35 protein-coding genes are annotated in these 26296 nt (G+C 67.5%); 33 read left to right on the forward strand and 2 right to left on the reverse strand.

What is annotated here, in order from left to right:
• Together fusA and tuf are read left to right on the forward strand one after the other, a co-directional pair.
• Nucleotides 1-2133: an elongation factor G gene (gene fusA / locus ACFXGI_RS22570; RefSeq protein ID WP_266664768.1), complete on the forward strand. Its 2133-nt coding sequence runs from the start codon at nucleotides 1-3 to the stop codon at nucleotides 2131-2133.
• 148 nt (nucleotides 2134-2281) lie between these two features.
• Nucleotides 2282-3475, forward strand: coding sequence for an elongation factor Tu (tuf, locus tag ACFXGI_RS22575; RefSeq protein WP_362634987.1), 1194 nt, complete (start codon nucleotides 2282-2284; stop codon nucleotides 3473-3475).
• Between the two features lie 200 nt (nucleotides 3476-3675).
• On the opposite strand, the gene rfbC is transcribed toward tuf, so the two are convergent.
• Nucleotides 3676-4278, reverse strand: coding sequence for a dTDP-4-dehydrorhamnose 3,5-epimerase (gene rfbC / locus ACFXGI_RS22580; protein ID WP_384709487.1), 603 nt, complete (start codon nucleotides 4276-4278; stop codon nucleotides 3676-3678).
• Nucleotides 4275-5150, reverse strand: coding sequence for a glucose-1-phosphate thymidylyltransferase RfbA (gene rfbA, locus ACFXGI_RS22585; RefSeq protein ID WP_384709490.1), 876 nt, complete (start codon nucleotides 5148-5150; stop codon nucleotides 4275-4277). Before rfbA ends, rfbC begins: the two co-directional genes overlap by 4 nt.
• An 83-nt stretch (nucleotides 5151-5233) precedes the next feature.
• On the opposite strand from rfbA, the gene rfbB reads away from it, so the two are divergent.
• The 31 genes from rfbB to ACFXGI_RS22740 all read left to right on the forward strand — a co-directional run bounded on the left by rfbB (nucleotide 5234) and on the right by ACFXGI_RS22740 (nucleotide 26186).
• Nucleotides 5234-6211 carry a dTDP-glucose 4,6-dehydratase gene (rfbB, locus tag ACFXGI_RS22590; protein ID WP_384709493.1) on the forward strand — a complete coding sequence of 326 codons (978 nt, stop codon included), beginning with the start codon at nucleotides 5234-5236 and terminating at the stop codon, nucleotides 6209-6211.
• Nucleotides 6208-7131: a dTDP-4-dehydrorhamnose reductase gene (rfbD, locus tag ACFXGI_RS22595; RefSeq protein ID WP_384709496.1), complete on the forward strand. Its 924-nt coding sequence runs from the start codon at nucleotides 6208-6210 to the stop codon at nucleotides 7129-7131. Before rfbB ends, rfbD begins: the two co-directional genes overlap by 4 nt.
• Complete coding sequence (locus ACFXGI_RS22600) at nucleotides 7128-8459, forward strand: lipopolysaccharide biosynthesis protein (RefSeq protein WP_384709499.1); 1332 nt, start codon at nucleotides 7128-7130, stop codon at nucleotides 8457-8459. Before rfbD ends, ACFXGI_RS22600 begins: the two co-directional genes overlap by 4 nt.
• 68 nt (nucleotides 8460-8527) lie before the next feature.
• Nucleotides 8528-9214, forward strand: a complete 687-nt coding sequence (locus ACFXGI_RS22605; protein ID WP_384709502.1) for a glycosyltransferase family 2 protein — start codon at nucleotides 8528-8530, stop codon at nucleotides 9212-9214.
• Entirely contained in the window at nucleotides 9214-9666 is a 453-nt protein-coding gene (locus ACFXGI_RS22610) for a DUF2304 domain-containing protein (RefSeq protein ID WP_384709505.1), read from the forward strand. The genes ACFXGI_RS22605 and ACFXGI_RS22610 overlap by 1 nt, the downstream gene beginning before the upstream one ends.
• A 9-nt stretch (nucleotides 9667-9675) precedes the next feature.
• The gene (locus tag ACFXGI_RS22615) at nucleotides 9676-10578 is read left to right on the forward strand and encodes a glycosyltransferase family 2 protein (protein ID WP_384709508.1); all 903 of its coding nucleotides are present in this window, start codon (nucleotides 9676-9678) and stop codon (nucleotides 10576-10578) included.
• Between the two features lie 71 nt (nucleotides 10579-10649).
• Nucleotides 10650-12584, forward strand: a complete 1935-nt coding sequence (locus tag ACFXGI_RS22620) for a hypothetical protein (RefSeq protein ID WP_384709511.1) — start codon at nucleotides 10650-10652, stop codon at nucleotides 12582-12584.
• A gap of 164 nt (nucleotides 12585-12748) precedes the next feature.
• Nucleotides 12749-13879, forward strand: a complete 1131-nt coding sequence (locus ACFXGI_RS22625; RefSeq protein WP_384709514.1) for a hypothetical protein — start codon at nucleotides 12749-12751, stop codon at nucleotides 13877-13879.
• A gap of 486 nt (nucleotides 13880-14365) precedes the next feature.
• Nucleotides 14366-14674: a 30S ribosomal protein S10 gene (gene rpsJ, locus ACFXGI_RS22630; RefSeq protein ID WP_003948644.1), complete on the forward strand. Its 309-nt coding sequence runs from the start codon at nucleotides 14366-14368 to the stop codon at nucleotides 14672-14674.
• A gap of 14 nt (nucleotides 14675-14688) precedes the next feature.
• Nucleotides 14689-15333, forward strand: a complete 645-nt coding sequence (rplC, locus tag ACFXGI_RS22635) for a 50S ribosomal protein L3 (RefSeq protein ID WP_008739720.1) — start codon at nucleotides 14689-14691, stop codon at nucleotides 15331-15333.
• A gap of 4 nt (nucleotides 15334-15337) precedes the next feature.
• Nucleotides 15338-15988, forward strand: a complete 651-nt coding sequence (gene rplD / locus ACFXGI_RS22640; RefSeq protein WP_030008466.1) for a 50S ribosomal protein L4 — start codon at nucleotides 15338-15340, stop codon at nucleotides 15986-15988.
• A complete protein-coding gene (gene rplW / locus ACFXGI_RS22645; RefSeq protein ID WP_030154694.1) occupies nucleotides 15988-16311 on the forward strand; it encodes a 50S ribosomal protein L23 in 324 nt (107 codons plus the stop codon). Before rplD ends, rplW begins: the two co-directional genes overlap by 1 nt.
• A 39-nt stretch (nucleotides 16312-16350) precedes the next feature.
• Nucleotides 16351-17187: a 50S ribosomal protein L2 gene (gene rplB, locus ACFXGI_RS22650; RefSeq protein WP_112447748.1), complete on the forward strand. Its 837-nt coding sequence runs from the start codon at nucleotides 16351-16353 to the stop codon at nucleotides 17185-17187.
• Nucleotides 17188-17199: 12 nt separating this feature from the next.
• Nucleotides 17200-17481, forward strand: coding sequence for a 30S ribosomal protein S19 (rpsS, locus tag ACFXGI_RS22655; protein WP_008739713.1), 282 nt, complete (start codon nucleotides 17200-17202; stop codon nucleotides 17479-17481).
• A gap of 43 nt (nucleotides 17482-17524) precedes the next feature.
• The gene (rplV, locus tag ACFXGI_RS22660) at nucleotides 17525-17872 is read left to right on the forward strand and encodes a 50S ribosomal protein L22 (RefSeq protein ID WP_384709519.1); all 348 of its coding nucleotides are present in this window, start codon (nucleotides 17525-17527) and stop codon (nucleotides 17870-17872) included.
• On the forward strand, nucleotides 17872-18711 hold the full coding sequence (rpsC, locus tag ACFXGI_RS22665; RefSeq protein WP_007265905.1) for a 30S ribosomal protein S3: 840 nt from the start codon (nucleotides 17872-17874) through the stop codon (nucleotides 18709-18711). Before rplV ends, rpsC begins: the two co-directional genes overlap by 1 nt.
• A 5-nt stretch (nucleotides 18712-18716) precedes the next feature.
• A complete protein-coding gene (gene rplP / locus ACFXGI_RS22670) occupies nucleotides 18717-19136 on the forward strand; it encodes a 50S ribosomal protein L16 (protein WP_112447745.1) in 420 nt (139 codons plus the stop codon).
• On the forward strand, nucleotides 19136-19360 hold the full coding sequence (gene rpmC / locus ACFXGI_RS22675) for a 50S ribosomal protein L29 (RefSeq protein WP_008739703.1): 225 nt from the start codon (nucleotides 19136-19138) through the stop codon (nucleotides 19358-19360). Before rplP ends, rpmC begins: the two co-directional genes overlap by 1 nt.
• Nucleotides 19360-19641, forward strand: a complete 282-nt coding sequence (gene rpsQ, locus ACFXGI_RS22680) for a 30S ribosomal protein S17 (RefSeq protein WP_235484793.1) — start codon at nucleotides 19360-19362, stop codon at nucleotides 19639-19641. Before rpmC ends, rpsQ begins: the two co-directional genes overlap by 1 nt.
• A gap of 105 nt (nucleotides 19642-19746) precedes the next feature.
• The gene (gene rplN, locus ACFXGI_RS22685; protein WP_008739701.1) at nucleotides 19747-20115 is read left to right on the forward strand and encodes a 50S ribosomal protein L14; all 369 of its coding nucleotides are present in this window, start codon (nucleotides 19747-19749) and stop codon (nucleotides 20113-20115) included.
• A 2-nt stretch (nucleotides 20116-20117) separates the two neighbouring features.
• Nucleotides 20118-20441 (forward strand): 50S ribosomal protein L24, encoded by a 324-nt coding sequence (gene rplX, locus ACFXGI_RS22690; RefSeq protein WP_266626434.1) that lies wholly within the window; start codon nucleotides 20118-20120, stop codon nucleotides 20439-20441.
• Nucleotides 20441-20992: a 50S ribosomal protein L5 gene (gene rplE / locus ACFXGI_RS22695; RefSeq protein WP_030154702.1), complete on the forward strand. Its 552-nt coding sequence runs from the start codon at nucleotides 20441-20443 to the stop codon at nucleotides 20990-20992. The genes rplX and rplE overlap by 1 nt, the downstream gene beginning before the upstream one ends.
• Nucleotides 20993-20997: 5 nt before the next feature.
• Nucleotides 20998-21183, forward strand: a complete 186-nt coding sequence (locus ACFXGI_RS22700; RefSeq protein ID WP_003956452.1) for a type Z 30S ribosomal protein S14 — start codon at nucleotides 20998-21000, stop codon at nucleotides 21181-21183.
• A gap of 223 nt (nucleotides 21184-21406) precedes the next feature.
• On the forward strand, nucleotides 21407-21805 hold the full coding sequence (rpsH, locus tag ACFXGI_RS22705; RefSeq protein WP_007265911.1) for a 30S ribosomal protein S8: 399 nt from the start codon (nucleotides 21407-21409) through the stop codon (nucleotides 21803-21805).
• Between the two features lie 20 nt (nucleotides 21806-21825).
• On the forward strand, nucleotides 21826-22365 hold the full coding sequence (rplF, locus tag ACFXGI_RS22710) for a 50S ribosomal protein L6 (protein ID WP_384709524.1): 540 nt from the start codon (nucleotides 21826-21828) through the stop codon (nucleotides 22363-22365).
• 2 nt (nucleotides 22366-22367) lie between these two features.
• Nucleotides 22368-22751: a 50S ribosomal protein L18 gene (gene rplR, locus ACFXGI_RS22715; RefSeq protein ID WP_030008471.1), complete on the forward strand. Its 384-nt coding sequence runs from the start codon at nucleotides 22368-22370 to the stop codon at nucleotides 22749-22751.
• A 45-nt stretch (nucleotides 22752-22796) separates the two neighbouring features.
• Nucleotides 22797-23399, forward strand: a complete 603-nt coding sequence (rpsE, locus tag ACFXGI_RS22720; RefSeq protein WP_384709527.1) for a 30S ribosomal protein S5 — start codon at nucleotides 22797-22799, stop codon at nucleotides 23397-23399.
• On the forward strand, nucleotides 23399-23581 hold the full coding sequence (gene rpmD / locus ACFXGI_RS22725; protein WP_005313525.1) for a 50S ribosomal protein L30: 183 nt from the start codon (nucleotides 23399-23401) through the stop codon (nucleotides 23579-23581). The genes rpsE and rpmD overlap by 1 nt, the downstream gene beginning before the upstream one ends.
• 2 nt (nucleotides 23582-23583) lie before the next feature.
• On the forward strand, nucleotides 23584-24039 hold the full coding sequence (rplO, locus tag ACFXGI_RS22730; protein ID WP_030154704.1) for a 50S ribosomal protein L15: 456 nt from the start codon (nucleotides 23584-23586) through the stop codon (nucleotides 24037-24039).
• 186 nt (nucleotides 24040-24225) lie between these two features.
• Nucleotides 24226-25539: a preprotein translocase subunit SecY gene (gene secY, locus ACFXGI_RS22735; protein ID WP_384709530.1), complete on the forward strand. Its 1314-nt coding sequence runs from the start codon at nucleotides 24226-24228 to the stop codon at nucleotides 25537-25539.
• The gene (locus ACFXGI_RS22740) at nucleotides 25539-26186 is read left to right on the forward strand and encodes an adenylate kinase (protein WP_327133219.1); all 648 of its coding nucleotides are present in this window, start codon (nucleotides 25539-25541) and stop codon (nucleotides 26184-26186) included. The genes secY and ACFXGI_RS22740 overlap by 1 nt, the downstream gene beginning before the upstream one ends.
• Nucleotides 26187-26296: the final 110 nt, after the last annotated feature.

The raw sequence follows: 26296 nt of genomic DNA on the forward strand, positions 1-26296 counted from the left end.
ATGGCTACCACTTCGCTTGACCTGGCCAAGGTGCGCAACATCGGCATCATGGCTCACATCGACGCGGGCAAGACGACCACCACCGAGCGCATCCTGTTCTACACCGGTGTGTCTTACAAGATCGGTGAAGTCCACGACGGCGCTGCCACGATGGACTGGATGGAGCAGGAGCAGGAGCGCGGCATCACGATCACGTCTGCCGCGACGACCTGCCACTGGCCGCTCGAGGACGTCGACCACACCATCAACATCATCGACACCCCGGGTCACGTGGACTTCACGGTCGAGGTGGAGCGTTCGCTCCGCGTCCTCGACGGTGCCGTCACCGTGTTCGACGGTGTCGCGGGTGTGGAGCCGCAGTCGGAGACGGTGTGGCGTCAGGCCGACCGTTACGGCGTGCCGCGCATCTGCTTCGTGAACAAGCTCGACCGCACCGGCGCCGAGTTCCACCGCTGCGTCGACATGATCAAGGACCGCCTCGGTGCGGTTCCGATCGTCATGCAGCTCCCCATCGGTGCCGAGGCCGACTTCCAGGGTGTCGTCGACCTCGTCACGATGAAGGCGTTCGTCTGGTCCGCCGAGGCGACCAAGGGCGAGATGTACGACATCGTCGACATCCCGGCCACGCACGCCGAGGCCGCTGAAGAGTGGCGCGGCAAGCTGGTCGAGACCGTCGCCGAGAACGACGACGAGATCATGGAGCTCTTCCTGAACGGCGACGAGCCGTCCGTGGAGCAGCTGCACGCCGCCGTCCGTCGCATCATCCTCGGCTCCGGCAAGGGCAAGGGCGAGCCCACGATCACCGCGGTGTTCTGTGGCACGGCGTTCAAGAACAAGGGCGTTCAGCCCCTGCTCGACGCTGTCATCCGCTACCTCCCGTCGCCGCTGGACATCGAGGCCATCGAGGGCCACGACGTCCGTGACGCCGAGACCGTCGTGAAGCGCAAGCCGTCCGACGAGGAGCCGCTCGCGGCGCTGGCGTTCAAGATCATGCGCGACCCGCACCTCGGGAAGCTCACCTTCGTCCGGGTTTACTCGGGCCGCCTGGAGGCCGGCACCTCGGTGCTGAACTCCGTCAAGGGCAAGAAGGAGCGCATCGGCAAGATCTACCGCATGCACGCGAACAAGCGTGAAGAGATCGCCGCGGTGGGCGCCGGTGACATCGTCGCCGTCATGGGCCTGAAGCAGACCACCACCGGTGAGACGCTGTGTGACGACAAGGCACCCGTGATCCTGGAGTCCATGGACTTCCCGGCTCCGGTCATCCAGGTCGCCATCGAGCCCAAGTCCAAGGGTGACCAGGAGAAGCTGGGTGTCGCCATCCAGAGTCTCGCGGAGGAGGACCCCTCCTTCCACGTTCACTCGGACGAGGAGACCGGCCAGACCATCCTCGGCGGTATGGGCGAGCTGCACCTCGAGGTGCTGGTCGACCGTATGAAGCGCGAGTTCAAGGTCGAGGCCAACGTCGGCAAGCCGCAGGTCGCGTACCGCGAGACGATCCGCAAGACCGTCGAGCGTCACGACTACACCCACAAGAAGCAGACCGGTGGTACCGGTCAGTTCGCCAAGGTGCAGATCGCGATCGAGCCGATCACGGACGCCGATGGTCCGGCGTACGAGTTCGTGAACAAGGTCACCGGTGGCCGCATCCCGAGGGAGTACATCCCCTCGGTCGACGCCGGTGCGCAGGAGGCCATGCAGTTCGGCATCCTGGCCGGCTACGAGATGACCGGCGTCCGCGTCATTCTTCTCGACGGTGGCTACCACGAGGTCGACTCCTCGGAGCTCGCCTTCAAGATCGCCGGTTCGCAGGCCTTCAAGGAGGCCGCGCGCAAGGCTTCCCCCGTGCTGCTCGAGCCGATGATGTCCGTTGAGGTCACCACGCCCGAGGAGTCCATGGGCGACGTCATCGGTGACATCAACTCCCGCCGTGGCCAGATCCAGGCCATGGAGGAGCGTCACGGAGCGCGTCTCGTGAAGGGCCTCGTGCCGCTTTCGGAGATGTTCGGCTACGTCGGAGACCTCCGCAGCAAGACCTCGGGTCGCGCCAGCTACTCGATGCAGTTCGACTCCTACGCCGAGGTTCCCCGGAACGTCGCCGAGGAGATCATCGCGAAGGCCAAGGGCGAGTAACTCTTCCGAGTACACGCTTTAGGCTTGTCACCGGAGCCTCTGGGGCAACAGGAGTAACCCTCCGTTGCCCCGGAGGGACCGGCTTTCCAGCAAAGATCACCTGGCGCCGATGAGTAAGGCGTACAGAACCACTCTCCAGGAGGACCCCGTGGCGAAGGCGAAGTTCGAGCGGACTAAGCCGCACGTCAACATCGGCACCATCGGTCACATTGACCACGGTAAGACGACCCTCACGGCCGCCATTACCAAGGTGCTGCACGACGCGTACCCGGACCTGAACGAGGCCTCGGCCTTCGACCAGATCGACAAGGCTCCTGAGGAGCGCCAGCGCGGTATCACCATCTCCATCGCGCACGTCGAGTACCAGACCGAGGCGCGTCACTACGCCCACGTCGACTGCCCGGGTCACGCTGACTACATCAAGAACATGATCACCGGTGCCGCGCAGATGGACGGCGCCATCCTCGTGGTCGCCGCCACCGACGGCCCGATGCCGCAGACCAAGGAGCACGTGCTCCTGGCCCGCCAGGTCGGCGTTCCGTACATCGTCGTCGCCCTGAACAAGGCCGACATGGTGGACGACGAGGAGATCCTGGAGCTCGTCGAGCTCGAGGTCCGTGAGCTGCTCTCCGAGTACGAGTTCCCGGGCGACGACCTGCCGGTCGTCCGCGTCTCCGCGCTGAAGGCGCTCGAGGGCGACAAGGAGTGGGGCGAGAAGCTCCTCGGCCTCATGGCCGCCGTCGACGAGGCCATCCCGACCCCGCCGCGTGACACCGAGAAGCCGTTCCTCATGCCCGTCGAGGACGTCTTCACGATCACCGGTCGCGGTACGGTCGTCACCGGCCGTATCGAGCGTGGTGTCCTGAAGGTCAACGAGACCGTCGACATCATCGGCATCAAGGAAGCCAAGACCACCACCACGGTCACCGGCATCGAGATGTTCCGCAAGCTGCTCGACGAGGGCCAGGCCGGTGAGAACGTCGGTCTGCTCCTCCGTGGCATCAAGCGCGAGGACGTCGAGCGCGGCCAGGTCATCATCAAGCCCGGTTCGGTCACGCCGCACACCGAGTTCGAGGCCCAGGCCTACATCCTGTCGAAGGACGAGGGTGGCCGTCACACCCCGTTCTTCAACAACTACCGCCCGCAGTTCTACTTCCGTACCACGGACGTCACGGGTGTCGTCACCCTGCCGGCCGGCACGGAGATGGTCATGCCGGGCGACAACACCGAGATGACGGTCGCGCTGATCCAGCCGGTCGCCATGGAGGAGGGCCTGAAGTTCGCCATCCGTGAGGGTGGTCGTACGGTCGGCGCCGGCCAGGTCATCAAGATCACGAAGTAATTCGTGCTCTGACCTGGTAGCTCGCGCGAGCGGGCACCATGTTTGACAGAAGGGCCCCTTCCCCACCGCTTCGGCGGCGGGGGAGGGGCCCTTCGTCGTACGGACGTGCGGTACGTGCGGCACGTGCGTACGGCATACGGAAGAGGGCCGCACCCCCGATCACGGGGTGCGGCCCTCTCTCGTGCCCTGCGGGGGAGCCGTCAGCCGGTCACGCGCAGGGACTCGGTGAACTCCTTGCAGGCGGCGTAGTCCGGCAGCAGGCCCGACCCGATCGCCTCGGCCAGCGTCGGCGCGGCCTCGTCGCGGGCGGACAGCAGCGGCACGTCCGCCGGCCACTCGATGCCCAGGTCCGCGTCGAGCGGGTGGACCGAGTGCTCGCCGGTCGGGTTGTACGTCTCCGAGCAGAGGTACGACAGCGTGGCGTCGTCGCTCAGCGCGCAGAATCCGTGGCCCAGGCCCTCGGGGATGTAGACAGCGCGGCGGTCCACGTCGTCCAGGCGGACACCCTCCCAGCGGCCGAAGGTCGGGGAGCCGACCCGCAGGTCCACGATGACGTCGAGCACGGCGCCGCGTACGCAGGACACGTACTTGGCCTGGCCGCGCGGCACGTCGGCGAAGTGGATGCCGCGGACCACGCCGCGCGAGGACACCGAGAGGTTCGCCTGCGCCAGGTTCAGCGGGTGGCCGACGACCTCGGACAGCTTGTCGAAGCGGTACCACTCGGTGAACAGGCCGCGCGGGTCGCCGTGCAGCTGCGGGGTGATCTCGTAGGCGCCCTCTATCGAGAGCTGGCGGAACTTCACCGGGAGGACTCCTCTTCGAGCAGAGCGATCAGGTAGTCGCCGTAACCGCTCTTGAGCAGCGGCTGGGCCAGTTCGCGCAGCTGCGCGGAGTCGATCAGGCCGGCCCGCCAGGCCGCCTCCTCGATGCAGCCGATCTTGAAGCCCTGGCGCTCCTCGATCACGCGGACGAACTCCGAGGCCTGGACCATGGAGACGAAGGTCCCCGTGTCCAGCCAGGCGGTGCCGCGGTCGAGGATGGTGACATTCAGCTCACCGGCCTGGAGGTACGCGTCGTTGACCGCGGTGATCTCCAGTTCGCCGCGCGCGCTGGGCTTCAGACCGCGGGCGATCTCCACGACGCGGTTGTCGTAGAAGTACAGACCCGGCACCGCGTAGCGGGACTTGGGCTTGACCGGCTTCTCCTCGATGGAGATGGCCTGGCCGTTCTCGTCGAACTCGACCACGCCGTACGCGGTCGGGTCGGCCACCGGATACGCGAAGACCCGGCCGCCCTTGGAGTCGGTGTGCTCCGCCAGGCGCGTGCCGAGGCCGCTGCCGTGGAAGATGTTGTCGCCGAGGATCAGGGCGACGGACTCGTCGCCGATGAAGTCGGCGCCGAGCACGAACGCCTGGGCGATGCCCTCGGGGCGCTCCTGGACCGCGTACTCCAGCCGGATGCCGAACTGGGAGCCGTCGCCGAGCAGTCGCTCGAACTGCGCACGGTCCTCCGGCGTGGTGATGACGAGAATCTCGCTGATTCCGGCCATGACCAGGGTGGAGAGCGGGTAGTAGATCATCGGCTTGTCGAAGACGGGGAGCAGCTGCTTCGAGACTGCCCGGGTCAGCGGCCAGAGTCGGGATCCGGTGCCACCGGCCAAGAGAATTCCACGCATGGGCCCAACCCTATGCGAGAGCGCGGAGGGCGCCGCGGCGCGGGCCGGGTGGATGGTGTACGAGCGGCTAGACTCTTCGTATTATGCGCATCCTTGTGACCGGCGGCGCCGGCTTCATCGGTTCAGAATTCGTCCGGCAGCAGCTCGGTGCAGACGCATCGGCCCAGATCACGGTCTTCGACAAGCTGACCTACTCGGGCGTCGAGGCGAACCTCGCGCCCGTCGCCGACCACCCCGGTTACAAGTTCGTCAAGGGCGACATCTGCGACGCCGAGGCCGTCGACCAGGTGATGCCCGGGCACGACGTGGTGGTGCACTTCGCCGCCGAGTCCCACGTGGACCGCTCGATCGCCGGTGCCGGCCCGTTCGTGATGACGAACGTCGTGGGCACGCAGGTACTCCTCGACGCCGCCCGCAAGCACGGCGTCGGCCGCTTCGTCCACATCTCCACCGACGAGGTGTACGGCTCGATCAGCGAGGGCTCCTGGACCGAGGAGTGGCCGCTGGTGCCGAACTCCCCGTACTCCGCCTCCAAGGCCTCGTCCGACCTGCTGGCCCTGGCCTACGCGCGGACGCACGGCATGGACGTCGTGGTCACGCGCTGCTCCAACAACTACGGGCACTACCAGTTCCCGGAGAAGGTCATCCCGCTGTTCGTCTCGAACCTGATGGACGGCAAGAAGGTCCCGCTGTACGGCAACGGCGGCAACGTGCGCGACTGGCTGCACGTCTCCGACCACTGCCGCGGCATCGACCTGGCCATGCGCAAGGGCCGCGCCGGCGAGGTCTACAACATCGGCGGCGGAACCGAGCTCACCAACAAGGAGCTCACCGGCGTACTGCTCGACGCGGCCGGGCTCGGCTGGGACATGGTCGAGCGGGTCGAGGACCGCAAGGGCCACGACCTCCGCTACTCCATCGACATCAGCAAGATCGGCTCGGAGCTCGGCTACGCCCCGCAGGTCACCTTCGAGGACGGCATCAAGGCCACCATCGACTGGTACCGCGAGAACCGCGCCTGGTGGGAGCCGCTGAAGGCGAAGGCGGCCCTGCAGAAGTGAGCGCGAACCCGCGAGCCGGACGCTGGCTCGTCACCGGCGCCGCCGGGATGCTCGGCCAGGACGTCCTGGCCGTCCTGAAGGACGCCGGGATCGAGGCCGTGGGCCTGCGCCGCGCCGACCTCGACATCACCGACCCGGCCGCGGTCCGCGCGGCGGTCGAGGGCGTCACCGTGGTCGTGAACTGCGCCGCGTGGACCGACGTCGACGGCGCCGAGACCGCCGAGGACGCCGCCGCCGCCGTCAACGGCACCGGTGTGCGCGTCCTCGCCGAGGCCTGCGCCGCCGCCCACGTACGCCTGCTGCACGTCTCCACCGACTACGTGCTCCCCGGCGACGCCACGGAGCCGTACCGCGAGGACGCCGAGACCGGGCCGCTCAACGCGTACGGGCGCTCCAAGCTGCTCGGCGAGCAGGCCGTCGCCGAACTGCTGCCGCAGGACGGCTACATCGTCCGGACCGCGTGGCTGTACGGCGAGCACGGTCCGAACTTCGTCGCCACCATGCTCAAGCTGGCCGCCCAGCGGGAGACCCTCGACGTCGTCGACGACCAGCACGGCCAGCCGACCTGGTCCTACGCGCTGGCCCGCCGGCTGGTCGAGCTCGGCCTGGCCGCGCTGAAGGGCTTGGCCATGGGCGGGGTCTACCACGGCACCGCGAGCGGCCGGACCACCTGGATGGGGCTGGCCCGCGAGACGTACCGGCTGAGCGGGCTCGACCCGGAGCGCATCCGGCCGACCACTTCCGCCGCGTTCGTACGCCCCGCCGCCCGCCCCGCGTTCAGCGTGCTCGGGCACGACGCCTGGGAGGAAGGGGCGGGCCTGGCCCCGCTCGCCGACTGGCGCGAGCAGCTCGCCCAGGCCCTGGCCACCCCCGCGTTCAGCGCTCTGGCCGCTGCGGCCAGGAACGGCAGTACGGGATGAAGTCCCTGCTGAGCAGGCTCACCGCGGCGCTGCCGCCGGGCACCGTCGCGGTGGCCGGCGGCACTGTCGTGCTCGGTGCGGCCTCCTACGTCCACCTGGGCGTGGCCGGCCACAGCCTGTCCACGGACGCCATGGCGAACGTCTCGGTGCTGTGGACGATCGTCATGGCGCTCGGCCTCGGCATCTTCTTCCCCATCGAGCAGGAGCTCACCCGGATCGTCGCCGCCCGCGTGGTGCACGGCCAGGGAGCGGCTCCCGTGCTGCGCCGGGCCACGCTGCTGACCGCCGGGATCCTGGGCGCGACCCTGCTCGTCCTCGCCGTCGGCGCGGGCCCGATCGCGGACCTGCTGTTCCGCGGCGACCGCGGCCTGGTGGCGGCGCTCGGCGGCGCGTTCACGGGCATGGCCGTCTGCTACCTGACCCGCGGGGTCCTGGCCGGCCTCGGCCGGTTCGGCGCGTACGGCACCCAGCTGGCCGTCGACGGCGGGCTGCGCATCGCCCTCGCCTTCGGCTGCGCGGTCGCCGGGCTGCACTCGGCGCTCGCCTTCAGCCTGGTCCTGGCCGTCGCGCCGATCGCCGCGACGCTGGTCACCCTGCCGGCGCTGCTGCGCGCCGTGGAGCCCGGCGAGGAGATCGCCTGGCGGGAACTGACCGCCGGACTCGGCCTGTTGATCTGCTCGACCCTGCTGTCCCAGGTCGTCGTCAACGCCGCGGTGATGAGCACCAAGCTGCTCGCCCCCACCGACAGCGTGCTGATCGCGGCACTGCTCAACGCGCTGGTCCTGGCCCGGGTGCCGCTGTTCGTCTTCGGCTCGCTGCAGGCCTCGCTGCTCGGCGGGCTGACCGCCGCCTACACGGCCGGCGACCGGGCGGCGTTCTCCGCGATGCTGCGCCGGATCGGCGTGGTCGTCGGGGCGCTCGGCCTGCTCGGGGGAGTACCCGCGACCGTGCTCGGCCCGTGGCTGATCAAGGTCCTGTTCGACGCCGGACCCGTACTGGGCCGTGCCGACTTCTTCCTTTTGTCCGCCGGCACCGTGGCGTACATGTTCGCGATGGTCCTCGGTCAGGCGCTGATGGTATTCAAGCGGCACAACCTGCAACTGCTCTGCTGGGCCGCCGGCACCGTCGTCCTCGTCGGTGTCACCTTCGCACCGGGCGAAGTGGCACTCCGCGTCATCCTGGCCTACGCTCTCGGCTCTCTCGCCACCGTGCTCGGTATGCTGGCGGTGCTGAGGCTGAGGTTCCCCGGAGCGGCTCCGGGCGCGACCGAAGGACCGGGGCACAAGGTCGCCGCAAGCCCACTGGGCGCCGGAGCGGTCGGGGAGTGACCATGCCGGCTTCCGACGTCCCACCGATCACCGCGCACGCGCACGTGCCACATTCCGCTGGAGCTACCGTGTCCCAATACGACGACGTCTGGCTGGTCATCCCGGCCTACAACGAGGGCCAGGTGATCGCCGATGTGGTCGAGGGAGCACGTGAGACCTTCCCGAACATAGTCGTCGTGGACGACGGCAGCTCCGACAACTCGGCCGAGCACATCGTGACGACCGGCGCCCACCTCGTGCGCCACCCCGTCAACCTCGGCCAGGGCGCCGCCCTCCAGACCGGCCTCAAGTACGCCCTCGCGCAGCCCGGTGCCCGCTACTTCGCGACCTTCGACGCGGACGGCCAGCACCAGACGCACGACGTCGAGAAGATGGTCCAGGTGCTGCGCGACGACGAGGCCGACGTGGTCCTCGGCTCGCGCTTCATCGAGCAGAACGGCCAAGTGCCGTGGATCAAGCGCGTGGTGCTGCGTACGGCGGCGTCGGTCAGCCCGACCGCGCGCAAGCTGAAGCTCACCGACTCGCACAACGGTCTGCGCGTGCTCAGCCGCAAGGCCGCCGAGCAGCTGAACATCACCATGAACGGCATGGCGCACGCCTCGGAGATCGTCGGTTTCCTGGCCGGGTCCGGCCTGCGCGTCACCGAGGTCCCGGTGGACATCCTCTACACCGAGTACTCGCGCGCCAAGGGTCAGTCCCTGATCAACGGCGTCAACATCATCTTTGACATCACGATGCGGGAGCGAAGCCGCTGATGAAGTACTTCTGGATCCAGCTGCTGCTCATCGCGGGCTCGGTGTCGATGGCCCTCATGTTCATACGGACGTGGGGCCAGGCGAAGAACCGCGCCTGGAAGCGCATCGCGTTCTCGCTGTTCGTCATCGTCAACGTGTACGCCGTGCTCCGCCCGACGGACGTCACGTGGTTGGCGCACCAGCTCGGCGTCGGCCGCGGTACCGACCTGGTGCTGTACGTCATGGTGCTCGCGATGGGCTTCCTGACCCTCAACACCTTCCTCCGCTTCCGCTCGCTGGAGAAGAAGATCACCGACCTGGCCCGGACCGTGGCCCTGGCCGAGGGCGCCCGCCACAACGACGCGCGCCTGGGTTCGGCCGTCGCCCCCGTCGTGGCCGAAGCGGTCGTGGCCGAGGCGGTCGTCGCCGAGGCGAAGCCCGAGCCCGCCGACTCCGACTCCGTGAAGGCCTGACGTCCTGTGGTGACCTTCGACTTCATGCTCCCCTACTACGGGGACGTGCAGCTGATGCAGGACGCCGTCCGCAGCGTCCTGGCCCAGACGGACCGGGACTTCCGCCTCGTCGTCATCGACGACGGCAAGGAGCCGGACGTCCCGGGCTGGTTCGAGGCCCTCGGCGACGAGCGGGTGCACTACACCCGCAACGAGCAGAACCTCGGCATCACCAAGAACTTCCAGAAGTGCGTACGGCTCTCCGAGGCCGACCACGTCGTCATCATGGGCTGCGACGACCTGCTGCACCCGCACTACCTGGAGACCGTCCGCGGTCTCATCGCCGACAACCCGGGCATCGGCATGGTCCAGCCCGGCGTCGAGGTGATCGACGGCACCGGCCAGGTCGCGTACGGGCTGGCCGACCAGACCAAGCGGCGGCTGTACGCGCCGCAGGTCAAGGGCCGGCGTCTGATGGGCGGCGAGGAGCTGGCCGCCAGCGTGCTGCGCGGGAACTGGCTGTACTTCCCGTCCATCTGCTGGCGCGGCGAGGCCCTGCGCGGGGTCAACTTCCGCGACGAGTACTCCGTGATCCAGGACCTGGCCCTGGTGGTCGACCTCCTCGAACTCGGCGAACAGATGCTGATCGACGAGTCCACGACGGTGTTCAAGTACCGCCGCCACGCGGTCAGCGAGTCCTCGGTGCAGGCTTTCTCCGGTACCCGCTTCACCGAGGCCGAGCGGTACTTCTCCGCGGTGGCCGACCGAATGGACGCCCGGGGCTGGCCCAAGGCCGCGCGCGCCGCGCGCTTCCACAGCGCCTCCCGCTTCCACGCCATCACGATGCTCCCCGGCGCGCTGCTCCGCGGGCACCGCGAGGGCCTCCGTACGCTCGCCAAGCACGCATTCACCGCAGGTCAGCGCGGAGACTGACCCCGGAGCACGACAGACAGCGGCCGACGGGCCCCGCCCCGCGGTGACACCCGCGACCGAATTGGACTGAGATGACACACCTGGCCCCCGAGGTCGTCGGAACAACCGGCACGGCGCACAGCCGGACCGGTACCGGGACCCCGGACGCCGGACCGGTCTCCTCCTCTTCGACGGCCCGCCGCCCCCGGACGTCCGGACGCCGCGTGCTCGCCGTCGCCGAGGGCGTCGTCAGCCTCACGGCCGCCCTCGGCTACATGCTGCTGAGCCGCCGGATCGACGTGAACCCGATCGTGCGCCTCGGCCAGGTCAGCGGCCTCGCCACGCTCCAGATGTACGCCGCGGTCATCGGGCTGCCGCTGCTCGGGCTGCTCCTGTACACCGCCCACCGGGGACCGGCCCGGCGTCACCGGCTGGTCAAGCGTCTGGTCTGCGCCGCCCTGGCGGGCCTGGCCACCGGCGTGATCGCCGGCGGGGTCGTCGTCGCCCTGCACGGCACGCCGCATCCGCTCGGCGGCCAGGAGGGCGACCCGGGCGTCCTGATCGACATGGCCAACTCGTTCCTGCACCACAAGGGGATGTCGGGCATCTACCCGCCCGCCTTCCCGGCCCTGATGGCCCTCTGGGCGAAGATCCGCTACAACGGCCGCGGCGAGACCGGCTTCGCCCTGCACGACCTCCAGATCTTCTTCACCGCCGTGGCCGGCCCGATGGCCTACCTCGCCTGGCGGATACTGCTGCGGCCCTTCTGGGCGCTGCTGATCGCGGTCCCGGCCGCGGTGGTCTTCCTCGACCCGATCCGCCCGTACAGCCACATCGTCATGATCGTGCTGCTGCCGCTGCTCGGATACTGGCTGCGCGAGATGCGCCTCGCCGGGCGGCGCGGCACGCGGCACCTGGTGGTGCGCGCCCTCGTCCTCGGCGTGACCTTCGGCGCGCTGTTCCTCTGGTACTCCGGCTGGTACATCTGGGCCGCGCCGGGCGCGCTCGTGGCCGCGCTGTTCTTCTTCCCGTGGCGCCAGGGCGCGGCCACGGCCAAGAAGGCGGGTATCTACATAGGGGTCACGCTGCTCTCGGCCGGCGTGGTCGGCGCTCCGCTGCTCTACCAGATGGCCCGGCTGGGCTCGGAGAACCCCGACCGCTACGCCTTCCTCGCCGTGTACGCGGACCCCGGGTACGTCCTCGGCTGGGTCTCGGACCGCTCCGGGACCCTGACGTACCAGACCTGGCCGGTGGCCGGCGAGATGGCGGGCCAGAGCGGGTTCGCCCTGCTGCTGCTGTTCGGGGTGGGCCTCGGCCTCGGCCTCGGGATGCGCAACATCATGGTGCGCACGGCGGCGGCGGTCCTGGCCGGCGCCTGGCTCGCCCGTTTCTGGTTCGCCGGGCACATGGCCCAGGACAAGGCCATCCAGCTCTACCCGCGCACCACGTGGATCATCATGTACTGCCTGATGATCCTGGCCGTGCTCGGCATGATGGCCGTGGTCGACCGGGGATCCGGGTGGATCGAGCGCACGCTGCGCCCGCGGGCCGCCGGGTCCGGGTCCGGTTCCGCTGCCGATTCCGGATCCGCTCCCGCGGCCGGGCCCGCCCGGGTCATTCCGCCGCGGGTGGTCCGCCAGCTGGCCGCCGGGATGGTGTGCGTGGTCGCGCTCTTCGCGACCATGGGCGCGTCCTGGTCCGTCAACCGCTACATGCCCTCGTCCGACGTCGACTCGATGGGCATCGACGCGTACCGCGCCCACGTCATCAAGCAGCGGGACGGCAGCTGCCCGCGCTTCTCGCCGCGCGAGGACTGCTGGGACATCGAGAAGGACGACTGGAAGCCCGGACCCATCCAGAACTTCATCTGGTGTGCCGGCATCGTGGCCGACGACTGGCCCGCCGTCTGCGGGATGGAGGCGCCCAAGCGTGTGCGCTCGCGGGCGGACATCGAGCGCGACGCCGAGGCCGAGCGGCAGGCCCGCAAGGACGCCGACCGGACAGGGCAGGACGCCCGGAAGAAGTGACCGCGGGCGGCCCGCCGGCCCCCGGCGGGCCGTTTCCGTGACGACGGCCCGTACGGGCGCATCGGAGCGCGGACGTCACGGGCTGCTTCAGCTACCGGCAGTAACGTTTCAGCGGGGCCCCCAGGACCTGGTCCTGGGGGCCCCGGACATTCCAGGGGTGGGACATGGGAAAGAACGGCAACGACAACGACGGACCGGCGCTCTCCGACGAGGAGTGGGCCCGGTTCATGGAGCAGGCCCAGGCGGGCGCCGGCGAGGCCCCGCAGGAGCCCTCCGCCCGCGCCCGCATGGTCACCGAGCGGCTGCGCGCCGGGTCCGCCGAGCCGCCGGGCTGGCGCACCGGCCCGGCCTGGCAGGAGATGCAGGGGCGGGGGAGGGGCAAGCGGCGGCTCAAGGCCGCGGCGGCGGTGGTCTTCATCGCGGCCCTCGCGCTGATCGCCGTACGCCCGGAGCTGGTCATCGACAAGGTCACCGGGAAGGCCGAGCGGAACGACAAGGCCCATGAGCCGCTGCCCGCCGAGACCGCCCGGCCCGGCGCCCCGCCTTCGGCCGTCGACCCGGACCGGCCGACGCTCAAGGAGCCCTTCAAGGGCTCCCCGGCCCTCCAGTGGGCCGACGGGGCGGCCGGGATCGAGGTCCCGGAGGCCCAGGCCGTCGGCGGGATGAGCAAGGAGCAGGTCGCCGACGCGCTGGAGAAGGCCAAGCAGTTCCTGGTCTCGGCCAACCTGGACCCGGCGACCCTGCGCGGGGAGCGGCCCGCGGCGGCGCTGGAGCTGCTCGACCCGAAGCTGAAGGACGAGCTGAGCCGCGTGGAGGGCTCGCTGACGGCTCCGACGAAGGAGAACGACCCGCTGCACCTGTTCACCCGGGTCAAGCCGACCGAGCTGAAGCCCGCGGGCGACGTGGTCAAGGTCCGCGGCCGGATGTGGGTGGAGCCCGGCCAGGAGGGCGGCCAGGCCAACGTGCTGGCCGACTACACCTTCGTCTACCCGTTGGTGAAGGCGCAGCTGGGCGCGCAGGAGGTGGAGCGCACGATCGTGCGGCGCGAGATCACCTTCTCGGTCGCCGACCCGCGCAAGTGGCAGGCCACCGTCGGCAAGATCTGGCTGGAGAAGTACAACGTCGACCTCGCGAACAGCGCCTGCGATGTCTACGACGGATACCTGCACCCCGTCTTCTCCGACGACGCGCGGACCGGTCCCGCGCCCTCGGGCACGCCCGTGGACCCGTACGACCGGAGCAAGGCCATCGACTCCGGTGTGCCGGAGGGCTGCGGCACTCTTTCGCGTACCTGAGGCCCGTGGGCCGGCCCGGGCGGACCCCAAGCGGGGCCCGGGCCGTCCCAGTGCGTGGCGCGGTTTGACCACTCACCGGGGAGGGGTATTCTCTTCGGCCCGATTGGCGCAGTACGTGTCTTGTATGGCAGACTACTCAAGTTGCTCGGCTGAGTGCCGATGCTGCGCGCCTCCCGCCGGGAGGACCGGAAGCGAGTCCCACAGTACTCGTCGCCTTCACCTGCCTCTCGGGGCAGCAATGGGGCGGACGTACGGGAATCTTCTGGGAAGCGTCAGCACGGTGTTCGCCAGGCGCTCGGTGGGTGTTTCTCCCCCGAACCGCGGCCTTGGGCCGCACCCCCTTGGACGAGGGAATTTCCGTATGGGAATTTTCTGTAGAGGGAGTGCGACACGCCCGACCGCGTGGGTCGGAGAGAAGCGGTGGAGAGATCCACAGCCGGCCGAGGGCCAGAGCGTTTCCACAACAGACAGGACTACGGAGTAGCCATGGCGGGACAGAAGATCCGCATCCGGCTCAAGGCCTACGACCACGAGGTCATCGACTCCTCGGCGAAGAAGATCGTCGAGACGGTGACCCGCACTGGTGCGTCGGTCGCAGGCCCGGTGCCGCTGCCCACTGAGAAGAACGTGTACTGCGTCATCAAGTCGCCGCACAAGTACAAGGACTCGCGCGAGCACTTCGAGATGCGCACGCACAAGCGCCTGATCGACATCCTCGACCCGACGCCCAAGACCGTTGACTCGCTGATGCGCCTGGACCTTCCGGCCGGCGTTGACATCGAGATCAAGCTCTGAGAGGCGTCGAGAAGATGGCAAAGCAGATCAAGGGCGTCCTGGGCGAGAAGCTCGGCATGACCCAGGTCTGGGACGAGAACAACCGTGTCGTCCCGGTGACCGTTGTCAAGGCCGGGCCCTGCGTCGTTACCCAGGTCCGTACGAACGACATCGACGGCTACGAGTCGGTCCAGATCGCCTTCGGCGAGATCGACCCGCGCAAGGTGAACAAGCCCCTCAAGGGCCACTTCGCCAAGGCCGACGTGACCCCGCGCCGCCACCTGGTGGAGCTCCGCACCTCCGACGCCAGCGAGTACACGCTCGGCCAGGAGATCACCGCCCAGGTGTTCGAGTCCGGCGTCAAGGTTGACGTCACGGGCAACAGCAAGGGCAAGGGCTTCGCCGGTGTCATGAAGCGGCACAACTTCCGGGGCCTCGGCGCCGGTCACGGTGTGCAGCGCAAGCACCGCTCCCCCGGTTCGATCGGTGGCTGCGCCACCCCTGGGCGTGTCTTCAAGGGCATGCGCATGGCCGGTCGCATGGGCAACGAGCGTGTCACCACCCAGAACCTGACCATCCACGCGGTTGACGCGGAGAAGGGTCTGCTCCTCATCAAGGGCGCAGTCCCCGGTCCGAACGGCGGCCTCGTCCTGGTCCGTACCGCGGCCAAGGGGGCTTGAGGTAATGAGCACCATTGACATCCTTTCGCCGGCAGGCGACAAGGCCGGTACCGTCGAGCTCCCCGCGGAGATCTTCGACGCCAAGACCAGCGTTCCGCTGATCCACCAGGTCGTTGTCGCTCAGCTGGCTGCTGCCCGTCAGGGCACGCACAAGACCAAGCGTCGCGGCGAAGTCCGTGGTGGTGGCCGCAAGCCGTACCGCCAGAAGGGCACCGGCCGCGCCCGTCAGGGTTCGACCCGCGCTCCGCAGTTCGTCGGCGGTGGCGTCGTCCACGGCCCGCAGCCGCGTGACTACTCCCAGCGGACCCCGAAGAAGATGAAGGCCGCCGCCCTCCGCGGTGCCCTCTCGGACCGTGCGCGTCACTCCCGCATCCACGTCGTCACCGGCGTGGTCGAGGGTGCCGCCTCCACGAAGGCCGCCAAGACGCTGTTCGGCAAGATCTCGGAGCGCAAGAACCTGCTCCTGGTCGTCGAGCGCGCCGACGAGGCCGCGTGGCTGTCCGCCCGCAACCTGCCCCAGGTTCACATCCTGGAGCCGGGCCAGCTGAACACGTACGACGTGATCGTCTCTGACGACGTGGTCTTCACTCAGGCCGCTTTCGAGTCCTTCGTGTCTGGCCCCAAGGCCGATGAGACCGAAGGGAGCGACGCCTGATGTCTGAGGCGACCGTTACCAGCAAGACCTTCACTGACCCGCGCGACCTGCTGATCAAGCCGGTTGTCTCGGAGAAGAGCTACGCGCTGCTGGACGAGAACAAGTACACGTTCATCGTCGCGCCCGGCTCCAACAAGACCCAGATCAAGCAGGCCGTCGAGGCGGTCTTCGGGGTCAAGGTCACCGGGGTCAACACGATCAACCGTCAGGGTAAGCGCAAGCGCACCAAGACCGGTTTCGGCAAGCGCGCTGACACCAAGCGCGCCATCGTGACCCTCGCTGAGGGCGACCGAATCGACATCTTCGGCGGCCAGGCCTCCTAACGGAGGTCTAGTCGTCCGGAATCGGACGAGGACTGAGAAATGGGTATCCGCAAGTACAAGCCGACGACCCCGGGCCGTCGTGGCTCCAGCGTCGCCGACTTTGTCGAGATCACGCGGTCCACGCCGGAGAAGTCGCTGGTTCGCCCGCTGCACAGCAAGGGCGGCCGTAACAACACCGGTCGGATCACTGTTCGCCACCAGGGTGGCGGTCACAAGCGCGCCTACCGCGTGATCGACTTCCGTCGTCACGACAAGGACGGCGTGCCGGCCAAGGTCGCGCACATCGAGTACGACCCCAACCGCACGGCGCGCATCGCGCTCCTGCACTACGCCGACGGTGAGAAGCGCTACATCATTGCGCCGAAGAACCTGAAGCAGGGTGACCGGATTGAGAACGGCCCGACGGCCGACATCAAGCCCGGCAACAACCTGGCACTCCGCAACATCCCGGTCGGTACCACGATCCACGCGATCGAGCTCCGTCCCGGTGGCGGCGCCAAGTTCGCCCGTTCCGCCGGTGCCTCCGTGCAGCTGCTGGCGAAGGAGGGCACGATGGCCCACCTTCGTATGCCGTCGGGCGAGATCCGTCTCGTCGACGCGCGCTGCCGCGCCACGGTCGGCGAGGTCGGCAACGCCGAGCAGTCGAACATCAACTGGGGCAAGGCCGGCCGCATGCGCTGGAAGGGCGTTCGCCCGTCCGTCCGCGGTGTCGCGATGAACCCGGTTGACCACCCGCACGGTGGTGGTGAGGGCAAGACCAGTGGTGGTCGCCACCCGGTCTCCCCGTGGGGTCAGAAGGAGGGTCGTACTCGCTCGCCGAAGAAGGCTTCGAGCAAGTACATCGTCCGCCGCCGCAAGACGAACAAGAAGCGCTAGGAGCGGGTTTAGATGCCGCGCAGTCTCAAGAAGGGGCCCTTCGTCGACGACCACCTCGTAAAGAAGGTGGACGTCCAGAACGAAGCCGGCACCAAGAACGTCATCAAGACCTGGTCCCGTCGCTCGATGATCATCCCCAGCATGCTGGGTCACACCATCGCGGTGCACAACGGCAAGACCCACGTCCCGGTGTTCGTCACCGAGTCGATGGTCGGCCACAAGCTCGGCGAGTTCTCGCCGACTCGCACCTTCCGCGGCCACGTCAAGGACGACCGGAAGTCGAAGCGCCGCTAAAGGCGGGGTGGTTACGACTATGACTTACACCGAAGGGACAACCATGGAAGCCAGGGCCCAGGCGCGGTACATCCGCGTCACGCCCATGAAGGCCCGCCGAGTGGTGGACCTTATCCGTGGCATGGATGCCACGGAGGCTCAGGCGGTCCTGCGTTTCGCCCCGCAGGCCGCGAGCGTGCCGGTCAGCAAGGTGCTGGACAGCGCCATTGCCAACGCCGCACACAACTACAACCACCCGGACGCCTCCACGCTGGTCATCAGCGAGGCGTTCGTGGACGAGGGCCCGACCCTGAAGCGGTTCCGTCCGCGTGCGCAGGGCCGTGCCTACCGGATCCGCAAGCGGACCAGCCACATCACCGTGGTCGTCAGCAGCAAGGAAGGTTCCCGGTAATGGGCCAGAAGGTAAACCCGCACGGGTTCCGGCTCGGCATCACCACCGACTTCAAGTCGCGTTGGTACGCCGACAAGCTGTACAAGGACTACGTCAAGGAAGACGTCGCCATCCGTCGGATGATGACGTCCGGCATGGAGCGCGCCGGCATCTCGAAGGTTGAGATCGAGCGCACCCGTGACCGCGTGCGTGTGGACATCCACACCGCTCGTCCGGGCATCGTCATCGGCCGCCGTGGCGCCGAGGCCGACCGCATCCGCGGTGACCTCGAGAAGCTCACGGGCAAGCAGGTCCAGCTGAACATCCTCGAGGTCAAGAACCCCGAGCTCGACGCTCAGCTGGTTGCCCAGGCCGTTGCCGAGCAGCTTTCCTCCCGCGTCTCCTTCCGTCGCGCCATGCGTAAGAGCATGCAGGGCACGATGAAGGCCGGCGCCAAGGGCATCAAGATCCAGTGTGGCGGCCGTCTCGGCGGCGCCGAGATGTCCCGCTCCGAGTTCTACCGCGAGGGTCGTGTGCCGCTGCACACGCTGCGCGCGAACGTGGACTACGGCTTCTTCGAGGCCAAGACCACCTTCGGCCGTATCGGTGTGAAGGTCTGGATCTACAAGGGCGACGTCAAGAACATCGCCGAGGTTCGCGCCGAGAACGCTGCGGCCCGTGCGGGTAACCGCCCGGCCCGTGGCGCCGGCGCTGGCGACCGTCCCGCCGGCCGTGGTGGCCGTGGTGGCGAGCGCGGCGGCCGTGGTGGCCGCAAGCCGCAGCAGGCTGCTGGTGCCGAGGCCCCCAAGGCCGACGCTCCCGCCGCCGCTCCGGCCGAGAGCACCGGAACGGAGGCCTGACCGACATGCTGATCCCTCGTAGGGTCAAGCACCGCAAGCAGCACCACCCGAAGCGCAGCGGTATGGCCAAGGGCGGTACTGAGGTCTCGTTCGGCGAGTACGGCATCCAGGCGCTCACCCCCGCCTACGTGACGAACCGCCAGATCGAGGCGGCTCGTATTGCGATGACCCGCCACATCAAGCGTGGCGGCAAGGTCTGGATCAACATCTACCCGGACCGTCCGCTCACGAAGAAGCCGGCCGAAACCCGCATGGGTTCCGGTAAGGGTTCTCCCGAGTGGTGGATCGCCAACGTGCACCCGGGCCGGGTCATGTTCGAGCTGTCCTACCCGAACGAGAAGATTGCTCGTGAGGCGCTCACCCGCGCTGCTCACAAGCTTCCGATGAAGTGCCGGATTGTTCGGCGCGAGGCAGGTGAGTCGTGATGGCGACGGGAACCAAGGCGTCCGAGCTGCGTGAGCTCGGCAACGAGGAGCTCGTTGGCAAGCTGCGCGAGGCCAAGGAGGAGCTGTTCAAGCTCCGCTTCCAGGCGGCCACGGGTCAGCTGGAGAACAACGGCCGGCTCAAGTCCGTCCGTAAGGACATCGCTCGCATCTACACCCTGATGCACGAGCGTGAGCTCGGTATCGAGACGGTGGAGAGCGCCTGATGAGCGAGAAGAACGTGACTGAGACGAACGACCGCGGCTTCCGCAAGACCCGTGAGGGTCTCGTCGTCAGCGACAAGATGGACAAGACCGTCGTCGTCGCCGTCGAGGACCGCGTCAAGCACGCGCTGTACGGCAAGGTCATCCGCCGTACGAACAAGCTCAAGGCTCACGACGAGCAGAACGCTGCCGGCGTCGGCGACCGCGTCCTCATCATGGAGACGCGTCCGCTGTCGGCGAGCAAGCGCTGGCGCATCGTCGAGATCCTCGAGAAGGCCAAGTAATCACCTGAGGGGTTTCCCTCAGGTCAGTTCCGCCAGGCTCGGTGGGGGCCTCGCTCCTCGGAGTGAAGCCCCCGCCGGGAACCGGCAGACAAACAGGAGATACACGTGATCCAGCAGGAGTCGCGACTGCGTATCGCCGACAACACTGGTGCCAAGGAAATCCTTTGCATCCGTGTTCTCGGTGGTTCCGGTCGCCGCTACGCGGGCATCGGTGACGTCATCGTCGCCACGGTCAAGGACGCGATCCCCGGTGGCAACGTGAAGAAGGGTGACGTCGTCAAGGCGGTCATCGTTCGCACCGTCAAGGAACGTCGCCGCCAGGACGGCTCGTACATCCGCTTTGACGAGAACGCCGCCGTCATTCTGAAGAACGACGGCGACCCTCGCGGCACCCGTATCTTCGGCCCGGTGGGCCGTGAGCTGCGCGAGAAGAAGTTCATGAAGATCATCTCGCTCGCGCCGGAGGTGCTGTAAGCATGAAGATCAAGAAGGGCGACCTGGTCCAGGTCATCACCGGTAAGGACAAGGGGAAGCAGGGCAAGGTCATTCAGGCCATCCCTACTGAGAACCGTGTCCTCGTCGAGGGTGTCAACCGGGTCAAGAAGCACACCAAGGCCGGCCAGACCGCTGGTGGCTCGCAGACCGGTGGCATCGTGATCACCGAGGCGCCGATCCACGTCAGCAACGTTCAGCTGGTTGTGGAGAAGGACGGCCAGAAGGTCGTTACCCGCGTCGGTTTCCGCTTCGACGACGAGGGCAACAAGATCCGCGTTGCCAAGCGGACGGGTGAGGACATCTGATGGCTACCACTCCGCGTCTCAAGACGAAGTACCGCGAGGACATCGCGGGCAAGCTGCGTGAAGAGTTCTCGTACGAGAACGTCATGCAGATCCCCGGCCTCGTGAAGATCGTGGTCAACATGGGTGTGGGCGACGCCGCCCGCGACTCCAAGCTGATCGACGGCGCCATCCGCGACCTGACGACGATCACCGGTCAGAAGCCGGCCGTCACGAAGGCCCGCAAGTCCATCGCGCAGTTCAAGCTGCGTGAGGGTCAGCCGATCGGCTGCCACGTCACCCTCCGTGGTGACCGCATGTGGGAGTTCCTGGACCGTACGCTGTCGCTCGCGCTGCCGCGTATCCGTGACTTCCGTGGTCTGTCGCCGAAGCAGTTCGACGGCCGTGGCAACTACACCTTCGGTCTCACGGAGCAGGTCATGTTCCACGAGATCGACCAGGACAAGATCGACCGTACCCGGGGTATGGACATCACCGTGGTCACCACGGCGACCAACGACGCTGAGGGCCGCGCGCTCCTTCGTCACCTCGGCTTCCCCTTCAAGGAGGCGTAAGCGAGATGGCGAAGAAGGCTCTCATCGCGAAGGCTGCCCGCAAGCCCAAGTTCGGTGTGCGTGCGTACACCCGCTGCCAGCGCTGCGGTCGTCCCCACTCCGTGTACCGCAAGTTCGGCCTGTGCCGCGTCTGCCTTCGTGAGATGGCTCACCGTGGCGAGCTGCCGGGCGTGACCAAGAGCTCCTGGTAAATCACCCTCGTCCGCAAGGACTTGGGGAGTACCAGGCACTCTCGGTAAGCATCTGGACGGTGGGTGCCCGGCCGCGCATGCCTTAGGCTTGTGTGGTTGGGCGTCCGCCGCCCATAACGACTTACTACGCCGTAGGTCCCCGCACCGCACCCGTCCCGCCACTGAGTGGGGAGAGGGATGGCGCATACAGGAAACCCCGGCGAGAGAGGCCGAAGGCCACTTCATGACCATGACTGACCCGATCGCAGACATGCTGACCCGTCTGCGTAACGCTAACTCGGCGTACCACGACACTGTCGTGATGCCGCACAGCAAGATCAAGTCGCACATCGCGGAGATCCTCAAGCAGGAGGGTTTCATCACCGGCTGGAAGGTCGAGGACGCCGAGGTCGGCAAGAACCTCGTCCTCGAGCTGAAGTTCGGGCCGAACCGTGAGCGCTCCATCGCGGGCATCAAGCGGATCTCGAAGCCCGGTCTGCGCGTGTACGCAAAGTCCACCAACCTGCCGAAGGTCCTCGGCGGCCTGGGCGTGGCGATCATCTCCACGTCCCACGGTCTCCTGACCGGCCAGCAGGCAGGCAAGAAGGGCGTAGGTGGGGAAGTCCTCGCCTACGTCTGGTAGTCGGGAACGGAGGAAAAGCAATGTCGCGAATCGGCAAGCTCCCCATCCAGGTTCCCGCCGGTGTGGACGTCACCATCGATGGCCGCACGGTCGCAGTGAAGGGCCCCAAGGGTCTCCTTTCGCACACCGTCGCCGCGCCGATCGAGATCGTCAAGGGTGAGGACGGCGTTCTGAACGTCACCCGCCCCAACGACGAGCGTCAGAACAAGGCCCTGCACGGCCTGTCCCGCACGCTGGTGGCGAACATGATCACCGGTGTGACCACGGGATACGTCAAGGCTCTCGAGATCAGCGGTGTCGGTTACCGCGTCGCCGCGAAGGGCTCCTCCCTGGAGTTCCAGCTTGGTTACAGCCACCCGATCCTGATCGAGGCGCCCGAGGGCATCTCCTTCAAGGTCGAGTCGCCCACCAAGTTCTCGGTCGAGGGCATCGACAAGCAGAAGGTCGGCGAGGTCGCCGCCAACATCCGCAAGCTGCGGAAGCCCGACCCGTACAAGGCCAAGGGTGTCAAGTACGCCGGCGAAGTCATCCGCCGCAAGGTCGGAAAGGCTGGTAAGTAGCCATGGCATACGGTGTGAAGATCGCCAAGGGCGACGCGTACAAGCGCGCGGCCAAGGCTCGCCGCCACATCCGCATCCGCAAGAACGTCTCGGGTACGGCGGAGCGTCCGCGCCTCGTCGTGACGCGTTCCAACCGCAACATCGTTGCTCAGGTCATCGACGACCTCCAGGGTCACACCCTGGCGTCCGCGTCGACCCTGGACGCTTCGATCCGTGGTGGCGAAGGCGACAAGAGCTCGCAGGCCCAGGCTGTCGGCGCGCTCGTCGCCGAGCGTGCCAAGGCCGCGGGTGTCGAGACCGTCGTGTTCGACCGCGGTGGCAACCGATACGCCGGGCGCATTGCCGCTCTGGCTGACGCCGCCCGCGAAGCCGGGCTGAAGTTCTAAGCCCCGGTTCCGGGACTCACGGACGTAACAGAGAGAGGTAATCCAATGGCTGGACCCCAGCGCCGCGGAAGCGGTGCCGGTGGCGGCGAGCGGCGGGACCGGAAGGGTCGCGACGGTGGCCCTGCCGCCGAGAAGACCGCTTACGTTGAGCGCGTTGTCGCGATCAACCGCGTCGCCAAGGTTGTCAAGGGTGGTCGCCGCTTCAGCTTCACCGCGCTGGTCGTGGTGGGCGACGGTGACGGCACTGTAGGTGTCGGTTACGGCAAGGCCAAGGAAGTTCCCGCGGCCATCGCCAAGGGTGTCGAGGAAGCCAAGAAGAGCTTCTTCAAGGTTCCGCGCATCCAGGGCACCATCCCGCACCCGATCCAGGGCGAGAAGGCGGCCGGCGTTGTCCTGCTGAAGCCTGCTTCCCCCGGTACCGGTGTTATCGCCGGTGGCCCGGTGCGCGCCGTTCTGGAGTGCGCCGGCGTTCACGACATCCTGTCGAAGTCCCTGGGCTCCGACAACGCGATCAACATCGTGCACGCGACCGTGGCGGCCCTCAAGGGCCTGCAGCGTCCTGAGGAGATCGCGGCTCGCCGTGGTCTGCCCCTCGAGGACGTCGCCCCCGCGGCTCTCCTTCGTGCACGTGCCGGGGCGGGTGTCTAATGGCCCGCCTCAAGATCACGCAGACGAAGTCGTACATCGGCAGCAAGCAGAACCACCGCGACACACTGCGTTCGCTCGGGCTCAAGCGCCTGAACGACGTGGTCGTCAAGGAGGACCGCCCCGAGTTCCGCGGAATGGTTCACACCGTCCGCCACCTCGTGACGGTTGAGGAGGTTGACTAATCATGGCTGAGAACAGCCCGCTGAAGGCCCACAACCTCCGTCCCGCCCCCGGCGCCAAGACCGCGAAGACCCGTGTCGGTCGTGGTGAGGCGTCGAAGGGTAAGACGGCCGGTCGTGGTACGAAGGGCCAGAAGGCCCGTTACCAGATCCCGCAGCGCTTCGAGGGTGGGCAGATGCCCCTCCACATGCGTCTGCCGAAGCTCAAGGGCTTCAAGAACCCGTTCCGCACCGAGTTCCAGGTTGTCAACCTGGACAAGCTCGGCGCTCTCTACCCCGAGGGTGGAGAGGTCACGGTGGCCGACCTGGTCGCCAAGGGCGCGGTGCGCAAGAACAGCCTCGTCAAGGTCCTGGGCCAGGGCGAGATCTCTGTGGCGCTGACGGTCTCGGTTGACGCCGTTTCCGCCTCCGCCAAGGAGAAGATTGCCGCTGCCGGCGGCACCGTCACCGAGCTCGTCTAAGACGAACCAGGTGACAGATAGCTAGAAACCCGACCGGGGATGCCTCACAAATGGGGCATCCCCGGTTGGTCGTTCCACGGGGGGCGCAGTCGCCGGTAAGGTGGCCTGCACCTTTGCTTGTACGTATTCGTCGATCCCTCAGACCGTCACCTCTGACGCAGTAGCGCGGGGGTCGCAGGAGGCACCGTGCTCACCGCGTTCGCCCGGGCGTTCAAGACGCCCGACCTGCGCAAGAAGCTGCTCTTCACGCTCGGCATCATCGTGCTGTTCCGGCTCGGGTCCCACATCCCGGTACCCGGCGTGAGCTACAAGAACGTTCAGATCTGTGTCGACCAGGCCGGGAGCAGCAACAGCCTCTTCGGTCTCGTCAACATGTTCAGCGGCGGTGCGCTGCTGCAGATCACGATCTTCGCGCTCGGCATCATGCCGTACATCACGGCGAGCATCATCCTGCAGCTGCTGACCGTGGTCATCCCGAAGCTGGAGAACCTCAAAAAAGAGGGTCAGTCCGGCACCGCGAAGATCACTCAGTACACGCGCTATCTGACGGTCGCACTCGCGATCCTGCAGGGCACCGGCCTCGTCGCCACCGCCCGCACTGGCGCCCTCTTCCAGGGTTGCCAGGTCGCCAGCCAGATCGTCCCGAACCGGTCGATCTTCACCACCATCGTCATGGTCATCACGATGACCGCCGGCACCTGCGTCGTCATGTGGCTCGGTGAGCTCGTGACCGACCGCGGCATCGGCAACGGCATGTCGATCCTGATGTTCATCTCGATCGCCGCCGGCTTCATGGGCGCCCTGTGGCAGATCAAGCTCCAGGGCAAGATCGCCGACGGCTGGGTCGAGTTCGGCGTGGTCATCCTCGTCGGCCTGGCCATGGTCGCGCTCGTCGTCTTCGTGGAGCAGGCGCAGCGTCGGATTCCGGTCCAGTACGCGAAGCGCATGATCGGCCGCCGCGCGTACGGGGGCACCTCGACGTACATCCCGCTCAAGGTGAACCAGGCCGGTGTCATCCCGGTCATCTTCGCCTCGTCGCTGCTGTACATCCCGGCGCTGATCGTGCAGTTCAGCGGTTCGACCGCCGGCTGGGCCGTCTGGATCCAGAAGCACTTCGTCAAGGGCGACCACCCGTACTACATCGCGGCCTACTTCCTCCTGATCGTCTTCTTCGCGTTCTTCTACGTGGCGATTTCTTTCAACCCCGAGGAAGTTGCAGACAACATGAAGAAGTATGGTGGGTTCATCCCGGGTATCCGCGCCGGTCGACCCACCGCCGAGTACCTGAGCTACGTGCTCAACCGGATCACCTGGCCGGGGTCGCTGTACCTGGGTCTCATCGCTCTTGTGCCGACGATGGCGTTGGCCGGCTTCGGAGCGAACCAGAACTTCCCGTTCGGCGGGACGAGCATCCTCATCATCGTGGGTGTGGGTCTGGAAACCGTGAAGCAGATCGAGAGCCAGCTCCAGCAGCGCAATTACGAAGGGTTCCTCCGCTGATGCGAATCGTCCTCGTCGGACCGCCCGGTGCGGGCAAGGGAACGCAGGCCGCGTTCCTTGCGAAGAACCTGTCGATCCCGCACATCTCCACGGGCGACCTCTTCCGCGCCAACATCAGCCAGAACACCGAGCTGGGCCAGCGCGCGAAGGCGTTCATGGACGCCGGTGACCTCGTCCCCGACGAGATCACCATCGGCATGGCCAAGGACCGCATGGAGCAGCCGGACGCCGTGAACGGCTTCCTGCTGGACGGTTTCCCGCGCAACGTCTCCCAGGCGGAGGCGCTCGACGGGATGCTGCAGACGGCCGGCATGAAGCTGGACGCCGTCCTCGACCTGGAGGTCGAGGAGGACGAGGTCGTCAAGCGCATCGCCGGCCGCCGGATCTGCCGGAACGACTCCGCGCACGTCTTCCACGTCGTGTACGCGGCGCCGAAGGCCGACGGCGTCTGCGACACCTGCGGCGGCGAGCTGTACCAGCGTGACGACGACTCCGAGGCCACGGTCCGCAACCGGCTCGAGGTCTACCACACGCAGACCGAGCCGATCATCGACTACTACAAGGCCCAGGGCCTGCTGGTGACCATCCCCGCCCTCGGTGAGGTCGCGGACGTCACGCAGCGTGCGATGGACGCGCTCAAGAAGTAGCGATCCTTGTGACGAGCAGTAAGGCCGCGGTGTCCCCAGGACCCCGCGGCCTTACTGTTGAGACGACCTGAACAACGCAGATCCGAAGTCCGAAGGTGGAAGGCACTACC

It is taken from the genome of Streptomyces sp. NPDC059355, from assembly GCF_042752335.1.
Classification (GTDB): domain Bacteria; phylum Actinomycetota; class Actinomycetes; order Streptomycetales; family Streptomycetaceae; genus Streptomyces.

What these genes read in the sequence shown, in the direction of transcription:
- fusA (WP_266664768.1), top strand. Translation starts at nt 1, where the DNA reads ATGGCTACCACTTCGCTTGACCTGGCCAAGGTGCGCAACATCGGCATC.
- rfbA (WP_384709490.1), bottom strand. Translation starts at nt 5,150, where the DNA reads ATGCGTGGAATTCTCTTGGCCGGTGGCACCGGATCCCGACTCTGGCCG.
- rfbB (WP_384709493.1), top strand. Translation starts at nt 5,234, where the DNA reads ATGCGCATCCTTGTGACCGGCGGCGCCGGCTTCATCGGTTCAGAATTC.
- ACFXGI_RS22600 (WP_384709499.1), top strand. Translation starts at nt 7,128, where the DNA reads ATGAAGTCCCTGCTGAGCAGGCTCACCGCGGCGCTGCCGCCGGGCACC.
- ACFXGI_RS22610 (WP_384709505.1), top strand. Translation starts at nt 9,214, where the DNA reads ATGAAGTACTTCTGGATCCAGCTGCTGCTCATCGCGGGCTCGGTGTCG.
- ACFXGI_RS22620 (WP_384709511.1), top strand. Translation starts at nt 10,650, where the DNA reads ATGACACACCTGGCCCCCGAGGTCGTCGGAACAACCGGCACGGCGCAC.
- ACFXGI_RS22625 (WP_384709514.1), top strand. Translation starts at nt 12,749, where the DNA reads ATGGGAAAGAACGGCAACGACAACGACGGACCGGCGCTCTCCGACGAG.
- rpsJ (WP_003948644.1), top strand. Translation starts at nt 14,366, where the DNA reads ATGGCGGGACAGAAGATCCGCATCCGGCTCAAGGCCTACGACCACGAG.
- rplC (WP_008739720.1), top strand. Translation starts at nt 14,689, where the DNA reads ATGGCAAAGCAGATCAAGGGCGTCCTGGGCGAGAAGCTCGGCATGACC.
- rplD (WP_030008466.1), top strand. Translation starts at nt 15,338, where the DNA reads ATGAGCACCATTGACATCCTTTCGCCGGCAGGCGACAAGGCCGGTACC.
- rplW (WP_030154694.1), top strand. Translation starts at nt 15,988, where the DNA reads ATGTCTGAGGCGACCGTTACCAGCAAGACCTTCACTGACCCGCGCGAC.
- rplB (WP_112447748.1), top strand. Translation starts at nt 16,351, where the DNA reads ATGGGTATCCGCAAGTACAAGCCGACGACCCCGGGCCGTCGTGGCTCC.
- rpsS (WP_008739713.1), top strand. Translation starts at nt 17,200, where the DNA reads ATGCCGCGCAGTCTCAAGAAGGGGCCCTTCGTCGACGACCACCTCGTA.
- rplV (WP_384709519.1), top strand. Translation starts at nt 17,525, where the DNA reads ATGGAAGCCAGGGCCCAGGCGCGGTACATCCGCGTCACGCCCATGAAG.
- rpsC (WP_007265905.1), top strand. Translation starts at nt 17,872, where the DNA reads ATGGGCCAGAAGGTAAACCCGCACGGGTTCCGGCTCGGCATCACCACC.
- rplP (WP_112447745.1), top strand. Translation starts at nt 18,717, where the DNA reads ATGCTGATCCCTCGTAGGGTCAAGCACCGCAAGCAGCACCACCCGAAG.
- rpmC (WP_008739703.1), top strand. Translation starts at nt 19,136, where the DNA reads ATGGCGACGGGAACCAAGGCGTCCGAGCTGCGTGAGCTCGGCAACGAG.
- rpsQ (WP_235484793.1), top strand. Translation starts at nt 19,360, where the DNA reads ATGAGCGAGAAGAACGTGACTGAGACGAACGACCGCGGCTTCCGCAAG.
- rplX (WP_266626434.1), top strand. Translation starts at nt 20,118, where the DNA reads ATGAAGATCAAGAAGGGCGACCTGGTCCAGGTCATCACCGGTAAGGAC.
- rplE (WP_030154702.1), top strand. Translation starts at nt 20,441, where the DNA reads ATGGCTACCACTCCGCGTCTCAAGACGAAGTACCGCGAGGACATCGCG.
- ACFXGI_RS22700 (WP_003956452.1), top strand. Translation starts at nt 20,998, where the DNA reads ATGGCGAAGAAGGCTCTCATCGCGAAGGCTGCCCGCAAGCCCAAGTTC.
- rpsH (WP_007265911.1), top strand. Translation starts at nt 21,407, where the DNA reads ATGACCATGACTGACCCGATCGCAGACATGCTGACCCGTCTGCGTAAC.
- rplF (WP_384709524.1), top strand. Translation starts at nt 21,826, where the DNA reads ATGTCGCGAATCGGCAAGCTCCCCATCCAGGTTCCCGCCGGTGTGGAC.
- rplR (WP_030008471.1), top strand. Translation starts at nt 22,368, where the DNA reads ATGGCATACGGTGTGAAGATCGCCAAGGGCGACGCGTACAAGCGCGCG.
- rpsE (WP_384709527.1), top strand. Translation starts at nt 22,797, where the DNA reads ATGGCTGGACCCCAGCGCCGCGGAAGCGGTGCCGGTGGCGGCGAGCGG.
- rpmD (WP_005313525.1), top strand. Translation starts at nt 23,399, where the DNA reads ATGGCCCGCCTCAAGATCACGCAGACGAAGTCGTACATCGGCAGCAAG.
- rplO (WP_030154704.1), top strand. Translation starts at nt 23,584, where the DNA reads ATGGCTGAGAACAGCCCGCTGAAGGCCCACAACCTCCGTCCCGCCCCC.
- ACFXGI_RS22740 (WP_327133219.1), top strand. Translation starts at nt 25,539, where the DNA reads ATGCGAATCGTCCTCGTCGGACCGCCCGGTGCGGGCAAGGGAACGCAG.